Below are 24,852 nucleotides of genomic sequence, written 5' to 3'. Positions count from 1 at the left end.
GGCGGTTTTACCCTTCTTTCTTGTGCTTCATTTTATACATGGCGTTATCCGCATTCTGAATTGCCACATCCAACTCGCCGTTCACTTCCGCAATCCCCCACGATACTGACAATGGCACAGTATGACCGTCCACCACAAACACATGACTGGTCACCTGCCCGCTAATGCGTTGCGCAATTGCCGTAGCGTCACTTGCCTGCGAGCGAAACAACAGGATCATAAACTCATCCCCGCCGGTACGAATCACGATATCGTGACTGGTTCGAGTGTTAGACAGCATTCTGTTAGCGATAATTTGCAGCGCCCGATCGCCTGCCGCATGACCCCAGGTATCATTTACAGTCTTGAACTTATTGCAATCCAGTAGCACCACCGAGCAGTGCGATAAGTCACGACGTTTGATGATATCGAGAATTCGGCGGTTAAAGCAGCCGGTCAGCGTGTCTATATAAACCTTGAGGTCGCTTTCATTCAGCCAGGATTTTAGTGAGAAACTGATCATGATGAAAAAGAACGGTGCCAGCAGAATCACGATCCCAGCCTGTGTGTCACGTGCAATAAAGCGGCCTAATGACAGCGAATAGTGCAATGCATATTTATCTGATAGCTTACGCACCATCAGGCGCGTTTTATCCACGCATTTACCGGATAAACAGAGGTTTTCATTGTTGGTTAAATTCACCAGCGCCACATTCAGACTCTGTGGCATTTGATAATCAAATGCATTAGCCAGCGCCTCCTGCAACTCAGGCTTTGAATGGTCATATACCAGATAGGCCACGATTTGATCTGATATTTCTTTGCCAGACAGATCGTAGATATAGCTCACCACGCTGTAAGCTTTTTCGCCGGTAATTTTATCGGTATAGAAGTTCGTGGAGCTAAGGGCTTTGTTTTTGACGTTTTTTTGCAACAGTCGGGTATAGAAATCGACGGGCGGATAGAAAAAGTTGGTGATATCCCGCGCCATGTCAGAACTGGAGAAGCTGAAATGGCGCGAGTCAGACGCCATGAACCAGTAAAAATAATCCGAGTTTTTAGCAATGATGTAACGATGCGCATCAAAACTGCCCGGGTTTAACTCATTCACCATGCCAAGAATAAACTCCGCCGCCGCATACATACACAAAGCGCCACGGCTGGTTTGCTGGGTAATAATTGTCCCAGTTGCCGAATGCACCCGCTTTGGGTCGGCGTTAATTCCCCATTCATCTTTATTCCTGGGGGTGAATTGCGATATATCGCCACATTGCTCGTCGTTTTTGATGTGATGATAACGTTCGCCAATCGCATCGGCGATCAGTTCATTGTCATTGAAAATATCCAGCATCCGAGCTTGCAGGCGGTTAATGCCTTCACTGGTGGTGGCTATACGCTGTTCGTAGATGATAAACAGAAACAACGAGGTAAATACCAGAGTAATCAGCCCCGATACCAGCAGTGCCTGCCTGTTTCTGAGCTTATCCTGCACAATCTTCACGAGCCCACCCTGATAGTTAACAGTATTGCCAAACCGGTTATCCGATTATGTTGCTGCATAACGATGCTGTATGTTGATAGAGAATGTTAACCTTCCTGAGACTAATGATGATTTGAAATAGCGTCGCTCTTGGGCGTGAATTAAAGTTACAACCTTATACAATAAAAGCACATTTTTGTTAACATAAATGCAAACTAATCCTCCCCTTCAATGGGATACCCTGCCCGACGAATAGCCTCTCTACAGTCGTTCACACCGGCGGCATACCCTGCTTCGATCTCACAAACTGGACTGGCGCTGCAATAGGGCAGTTTAACCGGAGTGGCAATACGTTTCTCTATAATCTCAATTTTATTCATGCAATTCAGCAACTCACGCGCCACAGTCAGGGCAAACTCAGCCGTATCATCGCCGGTGAATGATTCCAGAAGTGTGATTTTTTGCTGGAGCTGATGGCGGGTTAACATCGTCAATACTCTTAAAGCCAGTTTGCTTAAAGAATAGCATTACATCGAAAAGGAGAAGTACGCACTGACGATTCTGGCGGCAAATCTTGACCACAGCCACAGTTATGGCTATGACCGAGCGCGGTTTCCTCGTGCTTTTAAGGTCCATATCCGCAGGTAGCGAATGACTCTGGCCCAACCCACATTTGATCTCAGATGTGGTCGTTGTTTTTAATGTGTAAGAGATGAGCATAGAAACGCTGAATGCCTCAACACCATAAAGTTTTAGTGATGATTTACATGGAAATCATATTACGAGTGAATATTATATTGGCTCATCAAGACTAAAATCATTATAGTGTCAGAGTCATGGCGTTATTTTTTACAAGGCCATCATAATTTCAGTTAGGTGATGTTATCAGATCGTAAATTATTTGTTTTGTAAATATAGGGCGTTCCAGCCACTATTTTTACTTAACTCAAATTCACTCGTTACACTATTCAAAAATCCAAAGGAACCAAATCACAGGATAACGACGACATAGCATTGAATAACGCGACATAAAGGCGATCACACCTGAGACAGGTCTGTGAGGTTGCCACATGTAACTTATTTACCCTCAATAATTGCATGAATAAACAATAAAAGCGCATAAGAAAGAATTTCTTATGCTTAAAACATATTCTCTTTGCCAGGATATTTGGGTCCGTAAATTAAAAATTATGTCTATCCAACTTAACCTTCAAATGGTCAGAAGTGGTTTACGTCCACTAAAAATAACCCCGATAATTATTTCCGTGCTAATCATTGCATGTGTTAATATTTTGAATGCAAAATATAACGCTGTAATCAATCGGACATTTGTATTTTTCATGATCATGCTTTCATTACGATGCATACAGCATGTTTTTTTCAGAAATATTCTGGCCGCTTTAATTTTGATACCTGTTGCAGCTGATATCACTCTTCAATTACATGTCTGGAATAATTACAGCTCAGAATTTAGTTATGGATTTGCGTTAAGTATTTTGAATACCACGCCCAGTGAAGCGGTAGCGATGCTGAGATTGTATTGGCGCGACTGTGTGACGTTCTTTACACTAGTAATGTTTTTTATTTACTCTATAAACACTGGCGCGAGACCTGTACCCTATCGATTTCGCCACTACCCAATGATTATTTTGGGCTTAATAATTTTTCTTTTATTTTCGCAAGCTTATCTCCACCAGATAAGGAAAAGTAATGTTGAAAGTCTGGTACAACGAGTGATCCGCTCCACTCCGGTAAGTACCGGAAAAGAGTTTATGCAGGCGATGCAAGATAACGCCATAATTTCTGATATTGGTACAAACATTCCAAATTATAAGATAACAGTAACTGATACAGGAATCGAAAACTATATATTGATAATCGGGGAATCTGCGCGTACGTTAAACATGGGGATTTATGGATACGCAAGGGATACCACACCTGAACTTATCAAACAAAAGCAGCAACTTTTACTGTTTCAAAACGCGATTGCGCCTGCACCGGTAACAATCATGGCCGTCCCCCTGGCACTTACTGCTGACTCAGTGCAAACCCGTAACCCTCGTAACTACAGCGATAATATTATTAATATCACAAACCAGGCTGGCTATGATACATACTGGTACAGTCGCCAGGGAAATGGAGGTGCGCATAACAATATAATTACCGGGATTGCCATGAATGCACATCAACATGAATGGGTAGAATATGGCTATGATGAGGCCTTGCTACCGTTATTGCATCAGGCATTACAGAAACCAGGTAAGAAACTTATTGTCCTGCATTTATATGGCAGTCATGAGCCTTCCTGTCAACGTTTTCCAGAAAGTGATACTGTCTTATTTGGTCAAAGCAAAGCCGATGACTGTTATGACAATTCAATTCGCTATACCGATAAACTTATGGGTAATATATTCAATGAACTGGAAAACACTCGCTCATCAGTAATGTATTTTTCCGATCATGCGCTGATCCGTGATCCTGCACGCTCTGTGGTTTATTCCCACGGTGGTGTCAGACCGCCTAAAGAGGCATTACAAATCCCCATGTATATTTGGTACAGCCAGTTAGTTGATGAAAAAACAAAGTTCACCGGAGATTATAATACTCCGTGGTCTTCCGATGATCTTAATTCGCTTGCAGAATTGTGGCTTGGCATCCATCGTCAGGGTAATGCGAAAAAGTCTATGAAATCCTGGTTAATAAACTACAAAAAGGAGATTTTCGTCATGGATACCACAGGAAAAAAATACAATTGGAATGATGTTCGTTAATGCTGAAGAGTTAGCAAAACTGGTCGTAAAACGACCAGTTTTGCAGAAGAATTTAAAAACGATAACCCGCAGAGAACATAAACACCCACGGATCGAGGCGTACGCTGTCTCTGTGCTGGACGCCACCCATTTTATAGCTTGCGGTGGTGTCGATATCCATGTACCAGACCGACATGTTAATCAGCCAGTCGCGGTTAATCAGATAGTCCATACCGACTTGCCCTGCCGCACCCCAGGAATCTTTCAGACTCAGGTCCGATAAGCCGGTTTTTTTGCCGTTATCATTAAAGCCCTCATCGAAGAAGGTGGTGTAGTTCACACCGACACCAACGTAAGGACGCAGTTTGCTGCTGGAGTCGCCGAAGTACCATTGTGCCATTAACGTCGGCGGTAAGTGGTGCACAGTGGCAATATCGCCCGTCGTGGCAGTCCCAATTTTATGACGGAACGGCGTCGCAGCCAGTAATTCAACACCGATATTGTCGGTTGCCATGTAAGTGAATGTTAGCCCCAACTGAGTGTTATTACTGACATCAAAGCCGCCTAAACTTCCCAGCGTTCCCCCCGCACCTTCCGTCGGCCTGACGGTGGCAGAACCCGCACGAATGAAGAATTCTCCAGCCTCATGCGCGAATGCGTTACCAGAGAGAAGAGTTGTTAAAGCCAATGCTGCAACTGTTAATTTTTTCATGTCCGCTCCATCGTTATGGTTATAAAAGCGGAACAAATATACCCACATTGGAGTAATAAGTGATCTTACCTGGATCACATTGACTTTGATAATTTAACATTTATTGATCCAGATTAAGTTAGAACTTGCATTCAAAATCCTGGTTAAATTAATTCAGATCAATTTTGATATATTTTCGCGATGCAAGTGTCCGACACCCGCTGATGATAAGCGTTGCTTATTTGCTCATGATGGACAGAGAACAACCAGCGTTCTTGCATAACGCTGAAGTCATAGCCAAAAATTACCGGAGCTTTACAAAGATATGCCTTTCCATACATCGTGCGATGCTGCCACTGTAGAGTTATCCAGGGTACAATTGCCCGCAAATGAACACCTGCAAAACTCAAGGAGAGTGCATGTCTATCACGGCGAAATCCGTTTACCGTGACACGGGAAACTTTTTCCGTAATCAATTCATTACCATCTTGCTGGTATCGTTGTTGTGCGCGTTTATCACAGTGGTGTTAGGGCATGCCTTTTCTCCCACCGACGCCCAAATTGCGCAACTCAGTGAAGGGGATCAGTTAACCAGTAGCGTGGGTCTGTTTGATCTGGTACAAAATATGACCCCGGAGCAACAGCAAATTCTGCTACGCGCTTCCGCGGCGTCGACATTTTCAGGCCTGATTGGTAATGCCATCCTCGCGGGAGGTATCATCCTGATGATTCAGCTGATTTCAGCAGGTCATCGGGTCAGCGCGTTACGCGCCATCGGCGCCAGTGCGCCAGTGCTGCCTAAGCTGTTTATTCTGATTTTTCTGACTACTCTGCTGGTGCAAATCGGTATTATGCTGGTGGTTGTACCCGGTATTCTGCTGGCCATCCTGTTAGCACTCGCACCGGTGATGTTGGTACAGGATAAAATGGGTGTCTTTGCCGCTATGCGCAACAGTGTGCGTCTGGCATGGTCTAATATGCGACTGGTAGCGCCGGCAGTGATCGGTTGGCTGCTGGCAAAAACGCTGCTGTTGCTTTTTGCGCCAAGTTTTGCGGTACTTACGCCGAACGTAGGCGCGGTATTGGCAAATACGCTGAGCAATATGATCTCCGCCGTGTTGCTGATCTATTTGTTCCGCCTGTACATGCTGATTCGCCAATAAACCCTGAACGCATACCGGGCGCATGCCTGGTGCTTTTGATGACGGAATCGATGAATGAAGCAGTTTCTTGATTTTTTACCGCTGGTTGTCTTTTTTGCTTTTTATAAGCTTTACGACATCTACGCGGCGACCTCGGCACTGATTGTCGCGACGGCTGTGGTTTTGATTTACAGCTGGGTTCGCTATCGTAAGGTCGAGAAGATGGCGTTAATCACCTTTGTTCTGGTTGCCGTATTCGGCGGCCTGACTATCTTCTTCCACAACGATGAATTCATTAAGTGGAAAGTTACGGTGATTTACGGACTGTTTGCCGGAGCACTGCTGGTTAGCCAGTGGGTGATGAAAAAGCCGCTGATTCAGCGGATGTTAGGCAAAGAGCTTACCCTGCCGCAGCCAGTGTGGTCGAAGCTTAATGTAGCCTGGGCCATCTTTTTCATTCTGTGTGGTCTGGCGAATATCTATATCGCTTTTTGGCTGCCGCAAAATATTTGGGTCAACTTTAAAGTATTCGGCCTGACAGCCCTGACCTTATTGTTCACGCTGCTGAGCGGTGTCTATATTTACCGCCATCTGCCGCAGGAAGATAAATCGTAATACTTGCTCGCCAGATCAACCGATCTGGCGAATTTTTATCCCCACACGTTCCTCATTGCCGTTAACCCGGCTTACTTGCGCTCCACACGCCGCATCCCTCTGTTCTCAGCGCGTAAATTCTAGTAGCATCGCGCCTGTAATCTTTCTCTATAGTCGGTTCAACAATGACAACAACGAATAATACTCCCCAAGGTGAGTTGGTTTTACGCACTCTGGCTATGCCTGCCGATACCAACGCGAACGGTGATATTTTTGGCGGCTGGCTGATGTCACAAATGGATATAGGTGGCGCTATTCAGGCCAAAGAGATCGCGCATGGTCGTGTGGTAACGGTACGGGTTGAAGGAATGAGTTTTTTACGCCCGGTTGCCGTAGGTGATGTGGTTTGTTGCTATGCGCGCTGTGTGAAGCGCGGGACGACCTCGATCAGCATTAATATTGAAGTCTGGGTGAAGAAAGTTGCATCAGAACCTATCGGCCAGCGCTATAAAGCCACCGAAGCCCTGTTTATCTATGTTGCCGTTGATAAAGACGGTAAGCCTCGCCCAATCCCTACCCTGGCCTGATAAGTCACGATAGCTTCGCCATCCGGCAATCACGTAATTCATTGCTTAGTGCCGGATGGCGGCGAACCGCCAAATCCGGCTTGCGCCTTATTCGATCTGCGTTGCGCCGTTCAGACGGAACACGATATTCACTACCAGTCCGGAACCTGGTTTACCGGCTTCATAGCGCCATCTGCGCATCGCATTTTTTACTTCACGCTCAAACATATTCGCCGGCTGCGCGGACAGTATTTCCACATTTTCAACACGCCCGTCTGGCGTCACGTCAAATTTGACCTTAACGCGCCCTTCTATGCGCAGAGCCTGTGCTCGCGCCGGATACTGTGGCTGATTTCTGCTTAAAGCCCGTGGGCCAGATGGCGCACTCACCGCGGGTTTACTGGTTGCCGGCGCGGTACTGGTCGTTGGACGCGATGGCGCCGTGTTTTCAAACGGGGACGCCGGACGCGGCTCTGCTGGTTTAGCATCACGTTTGGGCTGCTCTACCACTTTTTTCACCGGTTTTGGCTTCGGTTTAGGCTTGGGCTTCGGTTTTTCAATCACTACCGGCGCCTCTTTTGGCGGCTCCGGGATCGGCTCTGGTTCCGGTTCAGGCTCGACGACGGGTTCCGGCGGCGGCTGAACGGCCTGAGGTGGTTCGAGATCGGCAGGCGCGACCATCGTAACGGAGATCGGCTGCGCTGGCGCAGGCAGTTCAATAACCTGATGTACCGAGGTATACAATAGACCCGCCACTACAGCACCATGGATGCCGACGGAGAGTAACGTTGGCCAGGGAAAGCGACGAGGTAAATCAAGGGTCATTGAAGTCATAATCGTTTCAGTTAAAAAACCAGGCCCTGATTTTAAATGCAAATAGCAATCATATTCAATAAGGTCTGGACGGTAAGCTGCATTTAAAACACGATTTTATGTAAAAAAACCTTCATGACAATGTGGTCTTAACGAATCCGTTATCTTTACGTTGCAGTTGACATGCCTTTCCAATAACGTAATTAACGACTTTTACCGATTAAGGAGCTCTACCCGTGCTGTACGTTATTTATGCTCAAGATATCGCAGACTCTCTCGACAAACGCCTTTCCGTGCGCCCTGCTCATCTGGCCCGTCTGCAACTCCTGCATGACGAAGGACGACTGCTCACGGCAGGACCGATGCCAGCCGTTGACAGTAACGATCCAGGTGTCGCGGGTTTTACCGGCTCGACGGTGATTGCAGAATTTGAATCTATCGAGGCCGCGCAGGCGTGGGCAGAAGCCGACCCCTATGTGGCTGCTGGCGTGTACGCACAGGTTTCTGTGAAACCCTATAAGAAAGTATTTTAAAAACAGAACGAAAGCAGACATTGGGCACCACCAGCGGTGCCCTTTTGAGATCAGATACTGTGGATTGCAAACAGCAACGAGTTACGTTGATGATTTAGAATACACTTTCTGATGGTGTGGATACGCATGTTACGACGCGATTGTCCTTCAAGCCAACGTGCTTTACGGCGGCTAGCCTGACGCTGCATCCGCCAGCGTCCCACTTCCGTTCTACTACGCTTCATGTTAACTACTCTTCCAGTCACTGAGCGGCCATTATAACGCCACACCGAATGCAGACCAGAGGTTTTCCCGTGTTTTTATTTGCCAGATTTATCCTGATGCGTAAACTCTTAACAATACGCTTTCAAAAGGATTTTTAAATTTATGACAACCTTCTACACCGTGGTGAGTTGGCTGGTCATTCTGGGTTACTGGGTACTCATTGCTGGCGTCACATTACGCATTCTAATGAAGCGACGCGCAGTGCCCTCCGCAATGGCATGGCTGTTGATCATCTATATACTGCCATTGGTAGGGATCATAGCTTATCTGTCCTTCGGTGAACTCCACCTGGGTAAACGCCGCGCCGAACGCGCCCGGGCAATGTGGCCTTCCACGGCCAAATGGCTAAACGACCTCAAAGCCTGTGAACATATTTTCGCGCAGGAAAACAGCAGCGTTGCTTCTTCATTATTTAAGCTGTGCGAGCGTCGTCAGGGAATCGCCGGCGTTAAGGGGAATCAACTGCAACTGCTCACCAGTTCCGATGACGTGATGCAGGCGCTGATCCGTGATATTCAACTGGCGCGTCATAACATCGAGATGGTGTTCTACATCTGGCAACCGGGTGGTATGGCCGATCAGGTTGCCGAATCGTTAATGGCGGCCGCCAGAAGAGGCGTTCACTGCCGCCTGATGCTGGACTCTGCCGGCAGCGTGGCATTCTTCCGTAGCCCGTGGGCGGCGATGATGCGTAATGCGGGTATTGAAGTTGTCGAAGCCCTCAAGGTTAACCTGATGCGTGTGTTTTTGCGCCGAATGGACCTGCGCCAGCACCGTAAGATGGTGATGATCGACAACTATATTGCTTATACCGGCAGCATGAACATGGTCGACCCGCGCTTCTTTAAGCAGGATGCGGGCGTGGGGCAATGGGTCGATTTGATGGCGAGAATGGAAGGACCTGTTGCCACCGCGATGGGCATCGTCTACTCCTGCGACTGGGAAATTGAAACCGGGAAACGCATTTTACCCCCGCCGCCGGACGTCAATATCATGCCGTTTGAGCAGGCCAGCGGTCACACCATTCACACTATCGCCTCGGGTCCTGGTTTCCCTGAAGATTTGATCCATCAGGCGCTATTAACTGCTGCTTATTCGGCGCGTGAATATTTAATTATGACCACGCCCTATTTCGTCCCCAGCGATGATTTACTACATGCGATCTGTACAGCAGCACAGCGTGGGGTCGACGTCAGTATCATTCTTCCGCGGAAGAATGATTCCCTGCTGGTTGGCTGGGCAAGCCGGGCCTTTTTCACCGAACTGCTGGCCGCGGGCGTCAAAATATATCAGTTCGAAGGCGGCTTGCTGCACACCAAGAGCGTACTGGTTGATGGAGAACTGAGCCTGGTCGGTACCGTTAACCTGGATATGCGCAGTTTGTGGCTGAATTTTGAAATCACGCTGGTTATTGATGACGCAGGATTTGGGGGCGACCTCGCCGCAGTGCAGGATGATTATATTTCTCGTTCACGCCTTCTTGACGCTCGTTTGTGGGTAAAACGACCACTCTGGCAGCGGATTGCCGAGCGACTGTTTTACTTCTTTAGTCCGTTGCTGTAAAACGTGCCAATCAGACAGTAAACAGGTAGTCATTATGGATATGGATTTGAACAACCGCCTGACCGAAGACGAAACGCTTGAGCAGGCTTACGATATTTTTCTCGAACTGGCTGCGGACAACCTCGATCCGGCAGATATCATTCTGTTCAATTTGCAGTTTGAAGAGCGCGGCGGTGCAGAATTATTTGACCCGGCAGAGGACTGGCAGGAACACGTCGATTTTGACCTGAATCCTGACTTCTTTGCCGAAGTGGTGATTGGTCTGGCAGATACAGAAGACGGCGAGATTAACGATATTTTTGCCCGCGTTCTGTTGTGTCGCGAAAAAGATCACAAGCTCTGCCACATTCTCTGGCGCGAATAATTAAAAAAAGCTGCTCTCGCAGCTTTTTTACTTTTAGCCCGGTAATTTGCTTCCGCACCGGTTACAAAACTGCGCGCTGTGCTCATGCTGACTTTGCTGACACTGCGGACATTTACGCTGATTCTGCCGATGCTGGAACGCACTGCTCATATGCGTCGTTATCAAACCAGTCGGGATCGCAATCACGGAATAACCAATCAAAATCAGCACTGACGCTACCATGCGCCCGAGCGGCGTGTGGGGAGTGATATCACCATAGCCGACGGTGGTTACCGTGACAATGGCCCAATACACTGACGCATTCAACGTACTAAAGCCATATTTGGGCCCTTCTATCAGATACATCAGCGCGCCGAAAACAATCATCAGAATAGCAATAAATGAATAGAACAGGATTAGCTGATGACGGGCGCTTTTTATTGCGCTCCAGAATATACGCAGAGAAGGCATAAAGCGCAGCAATTTGAGAATTCGCAGTACGCGCAGGACACGCATCGCCCGCCAGGCGAAAACATAACTCAGACTGATTTCCGGCCATAACCACATCACATACAGTGGTAAAATGGTGGCAAGATCGATAATCCCCCAGAAGCTAAAGACATATTTAGCGGGATTGGCCCAGCAGCATAATCGCAGCAGATATTCGAGAGTGAAAACCAGAGTGATAAAGACTTCCAGCCAGACAAAGACATGCCATTCATCGTAGGTTAAATGGTATTGCGTCCCGACCCCGGACTCAACGAAGATAACAATCACGCTGAGCAGCGCGAACAGTGCGCACATACCTTCAAAACGGCGCCCCGAGCGTGTGTCTAAATCAAATAATGTACGATAAAGCGTACGGCGAACAGAAGAAACTAAGCCAGACACAAATACCTCACCAAAAAGAAGGGCTGACCTTTGTCAGCCCTCACGATTATAGCGGGTCTACTTTCAGGCAGGAAACGGCGTGTCGAAAACTGCCTTCGAGAACCGGGCGTGTTTTTGCACACTCTGGTCCGGCAATCGGGCAGCGCGTACGGAACACACAGCCCGAAGGAGGATTAATCGGCGACGGCAACTCGCCTTCCAGCAGCTGGATAACTTTGTTCCTTTCCATATCCGGATCGGGGATCGGCACAGCAGACATTAGCGCTTTGGTATAAGGATGTAGCGGATTATGGTACACCTCGTCATAGGTGCCTAATTCCACCGCGTGTCCGAGATACATCACCAGTACGCGATCGGAGATATGCTTAACCACCGCCAGATCGTGGGCAATGAAAATTAATGACAGCCCCATTTCACGCTGTAGCTGCTGCAAGAGGTTTACGACCTGGGCCTGAATGGATACGTCCAGCGCAGAAACCGGTTCATCACAGATAATCAGTTTCGGTTCGAGAATCAGCGCGCGGGCAATACCGATACGCTGACATTGGCCGCCGGAAAACTCATGCGGGTAACGGTTAATCAGGTTTGGCAGCAACCCAACCTTCATCATCATTGCCTTCACGCGGTCACGGACTTCCTGCCCCGGCAGTTTCGGATGATAAGTCCGCAGCGGCTCGGCAATAATTTCACCAATGGTCATACGCGGATTTAATGACGCCAGCGGATCCTGGAAAATCATCTGAATATCACTGCGCACCTCACGCCATTCATCAGGTTTCATCCCCAGCAAATCTTTACCCAACCAGGCGACCTTTCCATCAGTGGCTTTCACCAGACCGATAATCGCCCGAGCAAAGGTCGATTTTCCGCAGCCGGACTCCCCCACCACGCCTAAGGTTTCACCTTCATACAATCGCAGGGTCACGCCATCAACCGCTTTGAGGGATTTAGACGGTTGCCAAAACCACTGCTTGCCGTCTTTAATGTCGAAATGGACCTTTAAATCGGCAATTTCAAGGAGTACTTTTCGTTGTTCGATGACCGTATTCATACCAGTTCCTCCACCGGTTTAAAGCAGGCGCGCAGGCGGCCCGGGCTAAACTCTTCCAGTGGCGGAGCACTGCTACAGATTTCCATCGCATGCGGGCAGCGGGGCTGGAATGGACAACCTTTTGGCAGACGCAGCAGGTTCGGTGGGTTGCCCGGGATAGTCAACATCTCTTCCCCTTCAGCGTCCAGACGAGGTACGGCATTCAGCAGACCAATCGAATACGGATGAACGGGCTTATAAAAGACATCCCGTGCGCTGCCATATTCCATGGTTCGTCCAGCGTACATCACCAGCACTTTGTCACAAATACCGGCGACAACCCCCAGATCGTGGGTGATCATGATAATTGCGGTGTTAAATTCACTTTTCAGTTCATTCAGCAGCGTCATAATTTGCGCCTGTACCGTAACATCGAGCGCGGTAGTCGGCTCATCGGCGATCAATAATTTTGGTCTGCACAGCAGCGCCATGGCGATCATTACGCGCTGACGCATTCCGCCAGAGAATTCATGCGGATACATCTTCATGCGCTTGCGCGCTTCCGGCATTTTCACCGCATCCAGCATTTTTACTGACTCTTCAAACGCTTCTGCTTTACTCATGCCTTTATGCAGCATGAGAACTTCCATCAGTTGCTCTCCGACCCGCATGTACGGATTCAGAGAGGTCATCGGATCCTGAAAAATCATTGAGATTTGCTCGGCGCGCAGTTTGTTCAGCTCGTGCTCCGGTAAATTCAATATTTCACGCCCGTTAAACGTAGCGGAACCTCCGATACGGCCATTCGCCGCCAGCAGCCCCATCAGGGCAAACGCGGTTTGCGATTTGCCCGAACCGGACTCACCCACAATACCCAACGTTTCTCCGGCTCGCAGGGAAAAGTTTAAATCGTTTACTGCAGTAACATCGCCATCGGGGGTGGCAAACGTCACGCGCAGATCCTTAACGTTCAGCAGTGCGTTAGCCTGTTGTTGCGCGAGCGGCGCGGTTGCGGTCTCAATTACGCTCATGGCGGCGCTCCTTAACGGTCTTTCGGGTCGAGGGCATCACGCAGGCCATCGCCGATAAAGTTAAAACAGAACAAAGTAACCACCAGGAAACCGGCCGGGAACAGCAGCAGCCATGGCGATACTTCCATTGAGTTGGCACCATCACTCAGCAGCGCGCCCCAACTACTTAACGGTTCTTGCGTACCTAATCCCAAAAAGCTCAGGAAGGATTCAAACAGAATCATGCTCGGCACCAGCAATGAAGCGTATACCACCACTACGCCCAGCACGTTCGGCACAATATGACGGATAACGATGCGTACGGTAGATACCCCACCCACTTGTGCTGCTTCAATGAACTCTTTGCGCTTGAGACTCAGCGTTTGTCCACGCACGATACGTGCCATATCCAGCCAGGAAACCATCCCGATAGCGACAAAAATCAGCAGAATGTTTTGCCCAAAGAAGGTCACCAGCAGAATCACGAAGAACATGAACGGGAAGGAGTTGAGGATTTCCAGCAGGCGCATCATCACCGAGTCGATTTTGCCGCCGAGATAACCTGACAGAGAGCCGTACAGCGTACCGACGACTACCGCCACCAGCGCCGCGGCAATACCGACCATCAGCGAGATGCGCCCGCCAATCGCCACACGCACCAGCAGGTCGCGACCCGATGAGTCAGTGCCAAAGTAGTGCCCGGACTCCATATCCGGCGCGCTGGACATCATTCCCCAGTCGGTATCAAAGTAGGTAAACTGCGACAGCATTGGCGCCAGCGTCACAAACAGCGCAATAATCACCAGCACTACCAGGCTTGCCACCGCCGCGCGGTTATGCATAAAACGTCGACGCGCGTCCTGCCATAGGCTGCGACCTTCAACCTCCAGCTTCTCACTGAAATTTTCCAGCGCCTCGCTGTTTTTCTTACTTAACATCATAGCGAGCTCCAGTATCAGTAACGAATCTTCGGATCGATAACGGCATACAGCACATCGACAATCGCATTAAACACAATAGTCAGCGTACCGACCAGAATGGTCAGACTCAGCACCAGCGAATAGTCGCGGTTTAAAGCGCCATTCACGAACAGTTGCCCAATGCCCGGCAAACCATAGATTGTTTCAATAACCATTGAGCCGGTAATAATGCCGACAAACGCGGGCCCCATATAAGACAGCACGGGAAGCAACGCCGGCTTTAACGCATGGCGGAAAATAATCCGCCGCATCGGCAGTCCTTTAGCTCGCGCGGTACGAATAAAGTTTGAGTGCAGCACTTCAATCATCGAGCCGCGAGTAATACGGGCGATACTGGCGATATAGGCGAGCGATAACGCCACCATCGGCAGGATCATAAATTTCAACGCCCCGCCGTTCCAGCCACCGCCGGGCAGCCATTTCAACGTTATGGCAAATATCATGACCAATAAGGGAGCAACGACGAAACTGGGAATAACCACCCCGGTCATCGCGATCCCCATAACCGTGTAGTCCCAGCGCGTATTTTGCTTCAGTGCGGCGATCACCCCAGCGCTAACGCCGACGAGCACCGCCAGAATAAATGCCGCAGCGCCAAGCTTCGCTGACACCGGAAAACTTGAAGCGACAAGGTCGTTAACCGTGTAATCTTTGTATTTAAAGGATGGTCCAAAATCACCATGCGCCAGCTGTTTCAGGTAGCTGAAATACTGTGTGGAGATGGGATCGTTGAGATGATATTTCGCTTCAATATTAGCCAGCACTTCTGGCGGCAATGCGCGTTCACCGGTGAATGGACTACCCGGCGCAAGGCGCATCATAAAGAATGAAATCGTAATAAGAATAAACAGCGTCGGAATCGCTTCCAGACAGCGACGTAATATGAATTTTAACATTGCCCGTACCTTCTGGCGTGTGCCTTTACACCTCTTCTACCCAGATCTTCAGGTAAAGAGGTGTTAATAGTTCGAAGAAAAAGACACTGTGGGGCAAAATGATTGCCCCACGTCTTGCCATTAATGCTTGATAATATACAAGTCTTTTACATGGATATTATCCATCGGGTCTTTACCGGAGTATCCGCCAACCCATGGTTTCACCAGGCGGGCGTTAACATAGTAATAAACCGGTACAATCGCAGAATCTTTATCCAGTTGCTGCTCCGCTTTCGAATACAGCTCACTACGCTGCGTTTCATCAGTCACTTTCAGGGTATCTGCAATCAGCTTGTCAAATGCAGGGCTCTTATAGTGAACGGTGTTGTTCGAGCTGTCGGACAGCACCATATTCAGGAAGGAAGTTGGTTCGTTGTAATCCGCGCACCAGCCCGCACGTGAAACATCATAGTTGCCCTGATGGCGCGTATCGAGGAATGTTTTCCATTCCTGATTTTCCAGCTTGACGTTAGCGCCCAGATTTTTCTTCCAGATAGAAGCTGCGGCGATAGCCAGCTTCTTGTGCAGGTCTGAGGTATTATACAGCAGGTCAAAGGTCAACGGTTTTTCAGCGGTATAACCGGCTTCAGCCAGCAGTTTTTTCGCTTCTTCGTTGCGTTTTTCCTGTGACCATTTGAACCACTCTGGCTCAACCAGTTTCGCGCCATCGGTGTAAGGAGGGGTAAAACTATAAGCAGGCAGGTCACCCTGGTTTTTCACTTTGTTGACAATGATGTCGCGATCCATCGCCAGCTTCAGAGCCGTACGGACACGAACATCATTGAACGGTGCTTTCTGGTTGTTGATTTCGTAATAATAGGTGCACAGATACGGGTCAACGTGAACTTCGTTCGGGATCTCTTTTTTCAGTTTCTGGAATAACTCGATCGGCATGTTGTTATAGGTCATGTCGATTTCACCGCTGCGATAGCGGTTAACGTCAGTCACTTCAGAAGAAATTGGCAGGTAGGTCACCTGGTTAATAACGGTTTTGGCGTTGTCCCAGTAGTTGGTATTACGCTCAAGCACAATGCGCTCGTTAACCACCCAGTCCTTCAGTTTATACGCGCCGTTAGTGACAATGTTCGCGGGCTGGGTCCACTTATCACCGTATTTTTCTACGGCGGCTTTAGGAACCGGTGAAACGGAAGAGTGCACGAGCAGTTTGTAGAAATAAGGAACAGGTTCGCTCAGGGTGACTTCAAAAGTATGATCGTCAATCGCTTTCACACCGAGATCGGTGACCGGCTTTTTACCGGCGATGATGTCATCAATATTGACGATATGGCCGTACTGCAAATAACTGGCGTACGGTGAGGCAGTATTTGGGTTCGCCAAACGTTGCCAGCTATACACAAAATCTTGCGCGGTAACAGGCGTACCGTCAGACCATTTAGCATCTTTACGCAGATGGAACGTCCAGACTTTAAAATCTTTATTGTCCCATTTCTCAGCCACGCCCGGCGATGGTTTGCCATCGACATCGCTGATTAATAAACCTTCAAACAGGTCCCGGCTAATGTTGGATTCCGGCACACCTTCAATTTTATGAGGATCGAGAGACTGAACTTCCGAACCGTTATTACGCACCAGAGTCTGCTTTTCAGCAAGCTGCACACCCGCTGGCACAACTGCCGCCGTGGCCACATTTCCAGCGATTAGCGCAGTGAGGATCCCCGCAGCGACTAAACTTTTTTTAGTGATGATCGTCATTGTGTTTGTACTCCCTCATTATTATGGCTGGTTTTTTAACCAGACTGTTAATCCTGTCAGGATCCCTGTACGGCACCGGAGATTTTCTGCCGTCAGGTGGTTTATTGTTTTACTGCTTGCTATCACCGACTTTATTTATTCTGGCGATTCGTACGACCGCCTTGCGTCGATTATCTACGTGTCTCCCCTGCCGGAAACACGCTATTACCCTGTTGAGAGAAAGAAATTGAAAATCATTCTCATCAACATCAATTCTTCTGCCAAATACCTGGCCGGAAAGTACCAAATGCGTTTCTTCACCGCCAATACATTTTACAAATTTGTTAACCAATTCTCTTTTATTAGAAATAAATGTCACTGGCAAAGGCTTACGAATGAAAACCTATAACAATAAAACATTAATAATCAACTAATTGCCTGATTAACATGGTTGACTCCCCTGTCCGGTCTCAACCCCATGCCAAAGTGCACATAAATTTAACAATTGGTTATTAATTAGCACATTCATCTAAAAAAAACGCTGAAATAACTAATAACATTTCGATAATCCCACAGCAAGCCCCAGAGTATGATGTTAATAAAATAACAGCAATATCGTGCTCCCCCTGACGCAGAGCTGAGTGTTATATCCATAAAATCAATGAATAACTAAATCGTTAACCATCAGCATTTTTCATTATGGTTATGCTGATTATCAACTTTAGTGAGAAGTTTTACTGATAATGAAAGGAAGCGGAGCCTGTAGCGGCTCCGCTTGTACTGAAGAAGGAATATCAGGCAAGCAAACCGGGGAAAATGGATTTGATACCAGTAACAATAAATTCAATCCCTAAGGCCATGAGTAACAGCCCCATAATACGCGTAATGACGTTGATACCCGTTTGGCCCAGCAAGCGCACTAACCACGGCGCCATGCGAAACAGCCCCCAGCAACACAAGGCAAACAACGCAATCGCGATAAAAAAGCCAAACAGGTTAATTGCACTGTGGTAACGCGTCCCCCAAACGATAGTCGAGCTAATTGCCCCCGGCCCCGCCATCAACGGCAATGCCAACGGCACCACGCCAATGCTTTCACGAATGGCCGTTTCTGATTTTTCCTGTTTGTTCTGCTTATCTTCGCCAAGTTTTCCGCTAATCATCGACATCGCGATGGTCACAACCAGAATACCGCCAGCAATCCTGAACGAATCTATAGAGATACCGAAAAGTTGCAGAATACCGTCACCGAGGAACAGCGAAGTCCACAGGATGATAGCGACCGACAGGTTTGCCGTGAGATTGGTTTTATTTCGCGCAGCCGCAGTTTGATAACTGGTCATACTGATAAAGACAGGGATGATCCCTACCGGGTTGACCAGGGCAAATAACCCAATAAAAAATTTAAAATAAACAGGAAAATCAAATAGCGTTTGGATCACGGTTAGCTCCGAAGCGTTAGCCGGATAAAATGAGTCATAAAAAGTGATAAAATCCGTGCTGAAGATACGCCTTTTGTCAGCATACTTCACCTCCTATCTGCGTATATCTACGTAAATACGCTACCAATACTTAGTGTTATTAATATGTATCAAATATGCTAATGTGCTTAGCATTCACCACACGAATTTTTAACACTTACCGATAAACGCTAAAAGGGCCTGCTGAAAGGTGTCAGCTTTGCGAAATTTTGATCCAGATCACGCAATTACTACTCAGAAGTGAGTAACCTTGCTTACGTCCCCTGGAGGTAAAGCGTGAGAGTTAACTGGCGCTTGCGTATAAGCTCTTTTAGTAAATCAAGGTAAAGTGGACGTTAATTAACCGTTTGATTTTCAAACCGTTACACAAATTTTCGTCGGTCTGTCTATACTCTCGTGTCGAGCAGATGATTTACTAAAAAAGTTTAACATTATCAGGAGAGCATTATGGCTGTTACTAATGTCGCTGAACTTAACGCACTTGTAGAGCGCGTAAAAAAGGCCCAGCGTGAATATGCCAGTTTCACTCAAGAACAGGTTGACAAAATCTTCCGCGCCGCCGCTCTGGCTGCCGCAGACGCTCGAATCCCTCTCGCGAAAATGGCCGTTGCCGAATCTGGCATGGGTATCGTCGAAGATAAAGTGATTAAAAACCACTTTGCTTCTGAATACATTTACAACGCTTACAAAGATGAAAAAACCTGTGGTGTGCTGTCTGAAGACGACACTTTCGGTACCATTACTATTGCTGAACCGATTGGTATCATCTGCGGTATCGTTCCAACCACTAACCCGACTTCTACTGCTATCTTCAAATCGCTGATCAGCCTGAAGACCCGTAACGCCATCATCTTCTCTCCGCATCCGCGTGCTAAAGATGCTACTAACAAAGCTGCTGATATCGTTCTGCAAGCGGCAATCGCTGCTGGCGCGCCGAAAGACCTGATCGGCTGGATCGATCAACCTTCCGTAGAACTATCTAACGCGCTGATGCACCACCCGGACATCAACCTGATCCTTGCGACCGGTGGTCCAGGCATGGTTAAAGCGGCATACAGCTCCGGTAAACCGGCAATCGGCGTAGGCGCAGGTAACACCCCTGTTGTTATCGACGAAACCGCTGATATCAAACGTGCTGTTGCATCTGTTCTGATGTCTAAAACCTTCGATAACGGCGTAATCTGTGCTTCTGAACAGTCTGTTGTCGTGGTTGACTCTGTATACGACGCAGTACGTGAGCGTTTCGCCACTCACGGCGGCTACCTGCTGCAGGGCAAAGAGTTGAAAGCTGTTCAGGACGTTATCCTGAAAAATGGCGCGCTGAACGCCGCTATCGTTGGTCAGCCAGCCTACAAAATTGCTGAACTGGCAGGCTTCTCCGTACCAGAAACCACTAAGATTCTGATTGGTGAAGTTAAGGTTGTTGACGAAAGCGAACCGTTTGCTCACGAAAAACTGTCTCCGACTCTGGCGATGTATCGTGCGAAAGACTTCGAAGACGCAGTGGACAAAGCTGAGAAACTGGTTGCGATGGGCGGTATCGGTCATACCTCTTGCCTGTACACCGACCAGGATAACCAGCCAGAACGCGTTGCTTACTTCGGTCAGATGATGAAAACCGCGCGTATCCTGATCAACACCCCTGCTTCTCAGGGTGGTATCGGTGACCTGTACAACTTCAAACTCGCACCTTCCCTGACTCTGGGTTGTGGTTCCTGGGGTGGTAACTCCATCTCTGAAAACGTTGGTCCTAAGCACCTGATCAACAAGAAAACCGTTGCTAAGCGAGCTGAAAACATGTTGTGGCACAAACTTCCGAAATCTATCTACTTCCGTCGTGGCTCTCTGCCAATCGCGCTGGATGAAGTGATTACTGATGGTCACAAACGTGCGCTGATCGTGACCGACCGCTTCTTGTTCAACAATGGTTATGCTGACCAGATCACCTCTGTGCTGAAAGCGGCTGGCGTTGAAACCGAAGTGTTCTTCGAAGTTGAAGCTGACCCGACTCTGAGCGTTGTGCGCAAAGGCGCTGAGCTGGCTAACTCCTTCAAACCAGACGTGATTATCGCGCTGGGTGGTGGTTCCCCGATGGACGCCGCGAAAATTATGTGGGTTATGTACGAACATCCGGAAACCCACTTCGAAGAACTGGCGCTGCGCTTTATGGACATCCGTAAACGTATCTACAAGTTCCCGAAAATGGGCGTGAAAGCGAAAATGATCGCCGTCACCACCACTTCCGGTACCGGTTCTGAAGTCACACCGTTTGCGGTTGTGACCGACGATGCAACCGGTCAGAAATATCCGCTGGCTGACTACGCTCTGACCCCGGATATGGCGATTGTCGATGCCAACCTGGTGATGGATATGCCGAAGTCTCTGTGTGCGTTCGGTGGTCTGGATGCCGTCACTCACGCTCTGGAAGCTTACGTTTCCGTACTGGCTTCTGAGTTCTCTGACGGTCAGGCTCTGCAGGCACTGAAACTGCTGAAAGAAAACCTGCCGGCGTCCTACCACGAAGGTTCCAAGAACCCGGTAGCCCGTGAGCGTGTACACAGTGCAGCGACCATCGCCGGTATCGCGTTTGCGAACGCCTTCCTGGGTGTATGTCACTCTATGGCGCACAAACTGGGTTCTCAGTTCCACATTCCTCACGGTCTGGCGAACGCCCTGCTGATTAGCAACGTTATTCGTTACAACGCGAACGACAATCCGACTAAACAGACAGCATTCAGCCAGTACGACCGTCCTCAGGCACGTCGTCGCTACGCTGAAATCGCTGACCACCTGGGTCTGAGTGCACCGGGTGACCGTACTGCCGCGAAAATCCAGAAACTGCTGGGCTGGCTGGACGAAATCAAAGCTGAACTGGGTATTCCTAAGTCTATCCGTGAAGCTGGCGTGCAGGAAGCTGACTTCCTGGCACACGTTGACAAACTGTCTGAAGATGCGTTTGACGACCAGTGTACTGGTGCTAACCCGCGTTATCCTCTGATTGCTGAGCTGAAGCAGATTCTGCTGGATACCTACTACGGCCGTGAGTACACCGAAGGTGAAACCACTGCTAAGCCTGAAGTAGCAGCTGCACCGAAAGCTGAGAAAAAAGCGAAGAAATCCGCTTAATTCGTTCAGATAAGTTTTAGTCTGACTCTAAACGGTCCCTTTTCGGGACCGTTTTTTTTGTGCCTTACGCTATAAGAATGAGGTAATACCTGACTCGGCCACTTGCGAGATATGGCCTGATGAAGATTACATGCAGGGAAGAAGCCAGAATAGCGTCAGAAGAGCGTGTGACAGGGTAGAGAACTCGTTGCCTACCCTGTGCTTATAAGCGCCCAGAAGCGCATAGGTTTAATCGTGGCTGTGTCGTTCTTGTATTGCCGTCAGAGAGCCTTCAGACTGCGCCTGCTTATAATGCTTACGGCATACCGACACATAGCGCTCGTTTCCGCCTATAACCACCTGCTCGCCCTCGTTAAACGGTCTTCCTGCCTGATCAAGACGTAACACCATGCTGGCCTTACGGCCACAGAAGCAAATAGTTTTTAATTCAACCAGCTTATCTGACCATGCAAGCAGGTATTCACTGCCGCCGAATAGCTCACCACGAAAATCGGTGCGTAAGCCGTAACACAACACGGGAATATCCAGCCGATCGACAACTTCAGATAATTCATAAACCTGTTGTCGCGTCAGAAACTGAGACTCATCAACCAGTACGCAGTGAATTCTTTGCTGCTCATTGTCGGCACGAATCTCTTCGAACAATGATGAATTTTGGTTAAACAATTTTGCAGGTGACGACAGACCTATACGTGAACTTACTTTTCCAGTGCCAAAACGGTCATCAATTTCCGCTGTATATACAACAGCGCGCATTCCACGCTCCTGATAATTGTACGAAGATTGCAGCAATGCAGTCGACTTACCGGCATTCATTGCAGAATAGTAAAAATATAGCTGTGCCATTGACCGTAGACCCTCATCTGGGGAAATAAATATGGGCTGGATTGTATCATATTTCACGAACATGTCGGTGCAGCGTTGTCCCGAAAGACGTATAAAGGCGCGTACCGACTCGCTCAGTGCCGCCTTAATAACCAGAAAATGCAGGTGCCCTTTATGGGTGGGAGTATGATAGCGCGGCGTCTTAGCCCAAACAGCCGGAGCCGTACCGTATATACACATTCTTTCACAAATAGTGCTCATGAAATTTATCAGTCTCGCTTATCAAGCGTCGACAATTAAGAAACCGTTCCCTTATTGTTATTGAATCTCCCCACCGCCGCCATGTAATAGCGAATTCACGTAAGCAAAACTAATACAAAAGGTTGAAATCACTGCAAAGTGATACTATTTGCACACGATAAAATGTGACCTGAATCTTGAATTTTTACTCTCAGCCGTTGAGAAGCCCCCCCACCAATAAGCCTTTTTTATGCCCAACATCGCTGAGAATTTAAGACAGAGGAATTAATTCTGATACTAAATAAAGCGCAATTTTGAATTCCTTACATTCCTGGCTATTGCACAACTGAAATTATCGCTCTATTATTAGCTCAACAAACCACCCCCAATATAAGTTTGAGATTACTACAATGAGCGAAGCACTTAAAATTCTGAACAACATCCGTACTCTTCGTGCGCAGGCAAGAGAATGTACTCTGGAAACGCTTGAAGAAATGCTGGAAAAATTAGAAGTTGTAGTTAGCGAGCGTCGTGAAGAAGAAAGCGCTGCCGCTGCTGAAGTTGAAGAACGTACTCGTAAACTGCAACAATATCGTGAAATGCTGATTGCTGACGGCATTGATCCGAACGAACTGTTGAATAGCATGGCTGCTGTTAAATCTGGCACCAAAGCTAAACGCGCTGCGCGTCCGGCTAAATATAGCTATGTTGACGAAAACGGTGAAACTAAAACCTGGACTGGCCAGGGTCGTACACCGGCTGTGATCAAAAAAGCGATGGAAGAACAAGGTAAGCAACTGGACGATTTCCTGATCAAGGAATAATTCAGAAATAGTTTGCTTAAAATCCCGCCCTGGCGGGATTTTTTTTACCTGTACTTCGCATGGCCCCTTACCCGGATTAGGTATAAAAAAACGGCGCTGGATTAACAGCACCGTTCTGACCTGATAATTACTGGTGGTTACTTCTTAATACCCATCTCTTCTTCCAGCCAGGCCTTAAATTCAGCGCCGAGGGTATTATGGCGAATACCATATTCAACGAACGCCTGCATATAGCCCAGCTTATTACCGCAGTCATGGCTTTTGCCCTTCATGTGATAGGCTTCAACCGTTTCTTTTTCAATCAGCATATCGATAGCGTCAGTCAGCTGAATTTCGTCGCCTGCTCCCGGAGGCGTTTTTGCCAGCAGAGGCCAGATATCCGCACTGAGAACATAACGCCCCACAACCGCCAAATTAGACGGCGCTACATTAGCTTTCGGCTTTTCAACAACGCCAACCATTGGCACGCTTTCGCCCGGCGCTAATTCAACGCCTTTACAATCCACTACGCCATAAGCGGTAACATCTTCTACGGGTTCAACCATAATCTGGCTGCTGCCAGTTTCATCAAAACGATGAATCATTTCGGCCAGGTTTTCGCGGGATAAATCTGATTCGTATTCATCCAGAATTACGTCTGGCAGGATAACCGCAACCGGTTCATCGCCAACAACCGGGTGCGCGCACAATACTGCGTGTCCCAGACCTTTAGCCAGTCCCTGACGTACCTGCATAATAGTGACATGCGGTGGACAAATAGATTGCACTTCTTCCAGCAGCTGACGTTTTACACGTTTTTCCAGCATAGCTTCTAGCTCAAAGCTGGTATCAAAGTGGTTTTCAATGGAATTTTTAGACGAGTGAGTTACAAGTACAATTTCAGTGATACCCGCAGCAATACATTCGTTTACCACGTACTGAATTAATGGCTTATCAACCAACGGTAGCATCTCTTTCGGGATTGCCTTCGTAGCCGGTAACATCCTGGTTCCTAATCCCGCAACCGGGATAACGGCCTTTTTGACTTTTGAATTAATAGCAGCCATTTAAAACTCTCCTGGACTGTTCATGTATTGAACGTGTTCATCAATCTGTATCGC

The 24,852-nt window shown here is 48.1% G+C and carries 23 protein-coding genes and 1 pseudogene; 10 read left to right on the top strand and 14 right to left on the bottom strand.

The features are described 5' to 3' along the window. Positions 1-7: 7 nt before the first annotated feature. Entirely contained in the window at positions 8-1,480 is a 1,473-nt protein-coding gene (locus FDX04_RS06255; protein WP_137370624.1) for a GGDEF domain-containing protein, read from the bottom strand. Between the two features lie 194 nt (positions 1,481-1,674). Continuing rightward, entirely contained in the window at positions 1,675-1,947 is a 273-nt protein-coding gene (locus FDX04_RS06250; protein WP_042308060.1) for a hypothetical protein, read from the bottom strand. A gap of 648 nt (positions 1,948-2,595) precedes the next feature. On the opposite strand from FDX04_RS06250, the gene FDX04_RS06245 reads away from it, so the two are divergent. Next, positions 2,596-4,230 (top strand): phosphoethanolamine transferase, encoded by a 1,635-nt coding sequence (locus FDX04_RS06245; protein WP_371415433.1) that lies wholly within the window; start codon positions 2,596-2,598, stop codon positions 4,228-4,230. A gap of 52 nt (positions 4,231-4,282) precedes the next feature. On the opposite strand, the gene ompW is transcribed toward FDX04_RS06245, so the two are convergent. Continuing rightward, positions 4,283-4,921 (bottom strand): outer membrane protein OmpW, encoded by a 639-nt coding sequence (gene ompW, locus FDX04_RS06240; protein WP_137370623.1) that lies wholly within the window; start codon positions 4,919-4,921, stop codon positions 4,283-4,285. A gap of 283 nt (positions 4,922-5,204) precedes the next feature. On the opposite strand from ompW, the pseudogene FDX04_RS24410 reads away from it, so the two are divergent. The 4 genes and pseudogenes from FDX04_RS24410 to yciA all read left to right on the top strand — a co-directional run. Next, positions 5,205-5,291 (top strand): annotated as a pseudogene (locus FDX04_RS24410) (YkgJ family cysteine cluster protein); the annotation flags it as partial. A 28-nt stretch (positions 5,292-5,319) separates the two neighbouring features. Next, a complete protein-coding gene (locus FDX04_RS06235) occupies positions 5,320-6,063 on the top strand; it encodes a YciC family protein (protein WP_042308057.1) in 744 nt (247 codons plus the stop codon). Between the two features lie 54 nt (positions 6,064-6,117). Then, a complete protein-coding gene (locus FDX04_RS06230; protein ID WP_042308056.1) occupies positions 6,118-6,657 on the top strand; it encodes a septation protein A in 540 nt (179 codons plus the stop codon). Positions 6,658-6,821: 164 nt separating this feature from the next. Next, the gene (gene yciA, locus FDX04_RS06225) at positions 6,822-7,223 is read left to right on the top strand and encodes an acyl-CoA thioester hydrolase YciA (protein ID WP_003020670.1); all 402 of its coding nucleotides are present in this window, start codon (positions 6,822-6,824) and stop codon (positions 7,221-7,223) included. An 87-nt stretch (positions 7,224-7,310) separates the two neighbouring features. On the opposite strand, the gene tonB is transcribed toward yciA, so the two are convergent. After that, the gene (gene tonB / locus FDX04_RS06220) at positions 7,311-8,027 is read right to left on the bottom strand and encodes a TonB system transport protein TonB (RefSeq protein WP_137370673.1); all 717 of its coding nucleotides are present in this window, start codon (positions 8,025-8,027) and stop codon (positions 7,311-7,313) included. 224 nt (positions 8,028-8,251) lie between these two features. On the opposite strand from tonB, the gene FDX04_RS06215 reads away from it, so the two are divergent. Further along, positions 8,252-8,548 carry a YciI family protein gene (locus FDX04_RS06215; RefSeq protein ID WP_042308055.1) on the top strand — a complete coding sequence of 99 codons (297 nt, stop codon included), beginning with the start codon at positions 8,252-8,254 and terminating at the stop codon, positions 8,546-8,548. 50 nt (positions 8,549-8,598) lie between these two features. On the opposite strand, the gene FDX04_RS06210 is transcribed toward FDX04_RS06215, so the two are convergent. After that, positions 8,599-8,772: a YciY family protein gene (locus FDX04_RS06210; protein ID WP_094301000.1), complete on the bottom strand. Its 174-nt coding sequence runs from the start codon at positions 8,770-8,772 to the stop codon at positions 8,599-8,601. 142 nt (positions 8,773-8,914) lie between these two features. On the opposite strand from FDX04_RS06210, the gene cls reads away from it, so the two are divergent. Together cls and FDX04_RS06200 are read left to right on the top strand one after the other, a co-directional pair. Beyond that, a complete protein-coding gene (cls, locus tag FDX04_RS06205) occupies positions 8,915-10,375 on the top strand; it encodes a cardiolipin synthase (protein WP_038641094.1) in 1,461 nt (486 codons plus the stop codon). Positions 10,376-10,409: 34 nt separating this feature from the next. Then, entirely contained in the window at positions 10,410-10,739 is a 330-nt protein-coding gene (locus tag FDX04_RS06200) for an HI1450 family dsDNA-mimic protein (protein ID WP_003020691.1), read from the top strand. 33 nt (positions 10,740-10,772) lie between these two features. On the opposite strand, the gene FDX04_RS06195 is transcribed toward FDX04_RS06200, so the two are convergent. From FDX04_RS06195 to ychE, 7 genes are all read right to left on the bottom strand, one after another. Further along, positions 10,773-11,609: an ion transporter gene (locus FDX04_RS06195; protein WP_137370622.1), complete on the bottom strand. Its 837-nt coding sequence runs from the start codon at positions 11,607-11,609 to the stop codon at positions 10,773-10,775. A gap of 46 nt (positions 11,610-11,655) precedes the next feature. Then, the gene (oppF, locus tag FDX04_RS06190) at positions 11,656-12,660 is read right to left on the bottom strand and encodes a murein tripeptide/oligopeptide ABC transporter ATP-binding protein OppF (protein ID WP_061381235.1); all 1,005 of its coding nucleotides are present in this window, start codon (positions 12,658-12,660) and stop codon (positions 11,656-11,658) included. Continuing rightward, the gene (gene oppD / locus FDX04_RS06185; RefSeq protein WP_038641097.1) at positions 12,657-13,670 is read right to left on the bottom strand and encodes a murein tripeptide/oligopeptide ABC transporter ATP-binding protein OppD; all 1,014 of its coding nucleotides are present in this window, start codon (positions 13,668-13,670) and stop codon (positions 12,657-12,659) included. Before oppD ends, oppF begins: the two co-directional genes overlap by 4 nt. A gap of 11 nt (positions 13,671-13,681) precedes the next feature. Beyond that, positions 13,682-14,590 carry an oligopeptide ABC transporter permease OppC gene (oppC, locus tag FDX04_RS06180; RefSeq protein WP_008784950.1) on the bottom strand — a complete coding sequence of 303 codons (909 nt, stop codon included), beginning with the start codon at positions 14,588-14,590 and terminating at the stop codon, positions 13,682-13,684. Between the two features lie 14 nt (positions 14,591-14,604). Then, positions 14,605-15,525 (bottom strand): oligopeptide ABC transporter permease OppB, encoded by a 921-nt coding sequence (gene oppB / locus FDX04_RS06175; RefSeq protein ID WP_061381234.1) that lies wholly within the window; start codon positions 15,523-15,525, stop codon positions 14,605-14,607. 120 nt (positions 15,526-15,645) lie between these two features. Continuing rightward, positions 15,646-17,277 carry an oligopeptide ABC transporter substrate-binding protein OppA gene (oppA, locus tag FDX04_RS06170; RefSeq protein WP_137370621.1) on the bottom strand — a complete coding sequence of 544 codons (1,632 nt, stop codon included), beginning with the start codon at positions 17,275-17,277 and terminating at the stop codon, positions 15,646-15,648. Positions 17,278-18,050: 773 nt separating this feature from the next. Beyond that, complete coding sequence (gene ychE, locus FDX04_RS06160; protein ID WP_038643209.1) at positions 18,051-18,698, bottom strand: NAAT family transporter YchE; 648 nt, start codon at positions 18,696-18,698, stop codon at positions 18,051-18,053. A gap of 486 nt (positions 18,699-19,184) precedes the next feature. Here ychE and adhE point away from each other — a divergent pair, with 486 nt between their 5' ends. After that, entirely contained in the window at positions 19,185-21,863 is a 2,679-nt protein-coding gene (adhE, locus tag FDX04_RS06155) for a bifunctional acetaldehyde-CoA/alcohol dehydrogenase (RefSeq protein ID WP_061381232.1), read from the top strand. A 228-nt stretch (positions 21,864-22,091) separates the two neighbouring features. Here the strand turns inward: adhE and tdk are convergent, their stop codons facing one another. Next, entirely contained in the window at positions 22,092-22,709 is a 618-nt protein-coding gene (tdk, locus tag FDX04_RS06150; protein ID WP_042308040.1) for a thymidine kinase, read from the bottom strand. A gap of 629 nt (positions 22,710-23,338) precedes the next feature. Here tdk and hns point away from each other — a divergent pair. Further along, the gene (gene hns, locus FDX04_RS06145) at positions 23,339-23,752 is read left to right on the top strand and encodes a histone-like nucleoid-structuring protein H-NS (protein ID WP_003020723.1); all 414 of its coding nucleotides are present in this window, start codon (positions 23,339-23,341) and stop codon (positions 23,750-23,752) included. A gap of 137 nt (positions 23,753-23,889) precedes the next feature. Here the strand turns inward: hns and galU are convergent, their stop codons facing one another. Then, positions 23,890-24,798: a UTP--glucose-1-phosphate uridylyltransferase GalU gene (gene galU / locus FDX04_RS06140; RefSeq protein WP_038641107.1), complete on the bottom strand. Its 909-nt coding sequence runs from the start codon at positions 24,796-24,798 to the stop codon at positions 23,890-23,892. Positions 24,799-24,852: the final 54 nt, after the last annotated feature.

This window comes from Citrobacter sp. wls615, from assembly GCF_005281355.1.
Classification (GTDB): domain Bacteria; phylum Pseudomonadota; class Gammaproteobacteria; order Enterobacterales; family Enterobacteriaceae; genus Citrobacter; species Citrobacter werkmanii.
This window is presented reverse-complemented; position numbering and strand designations above follow the sequence as displayed.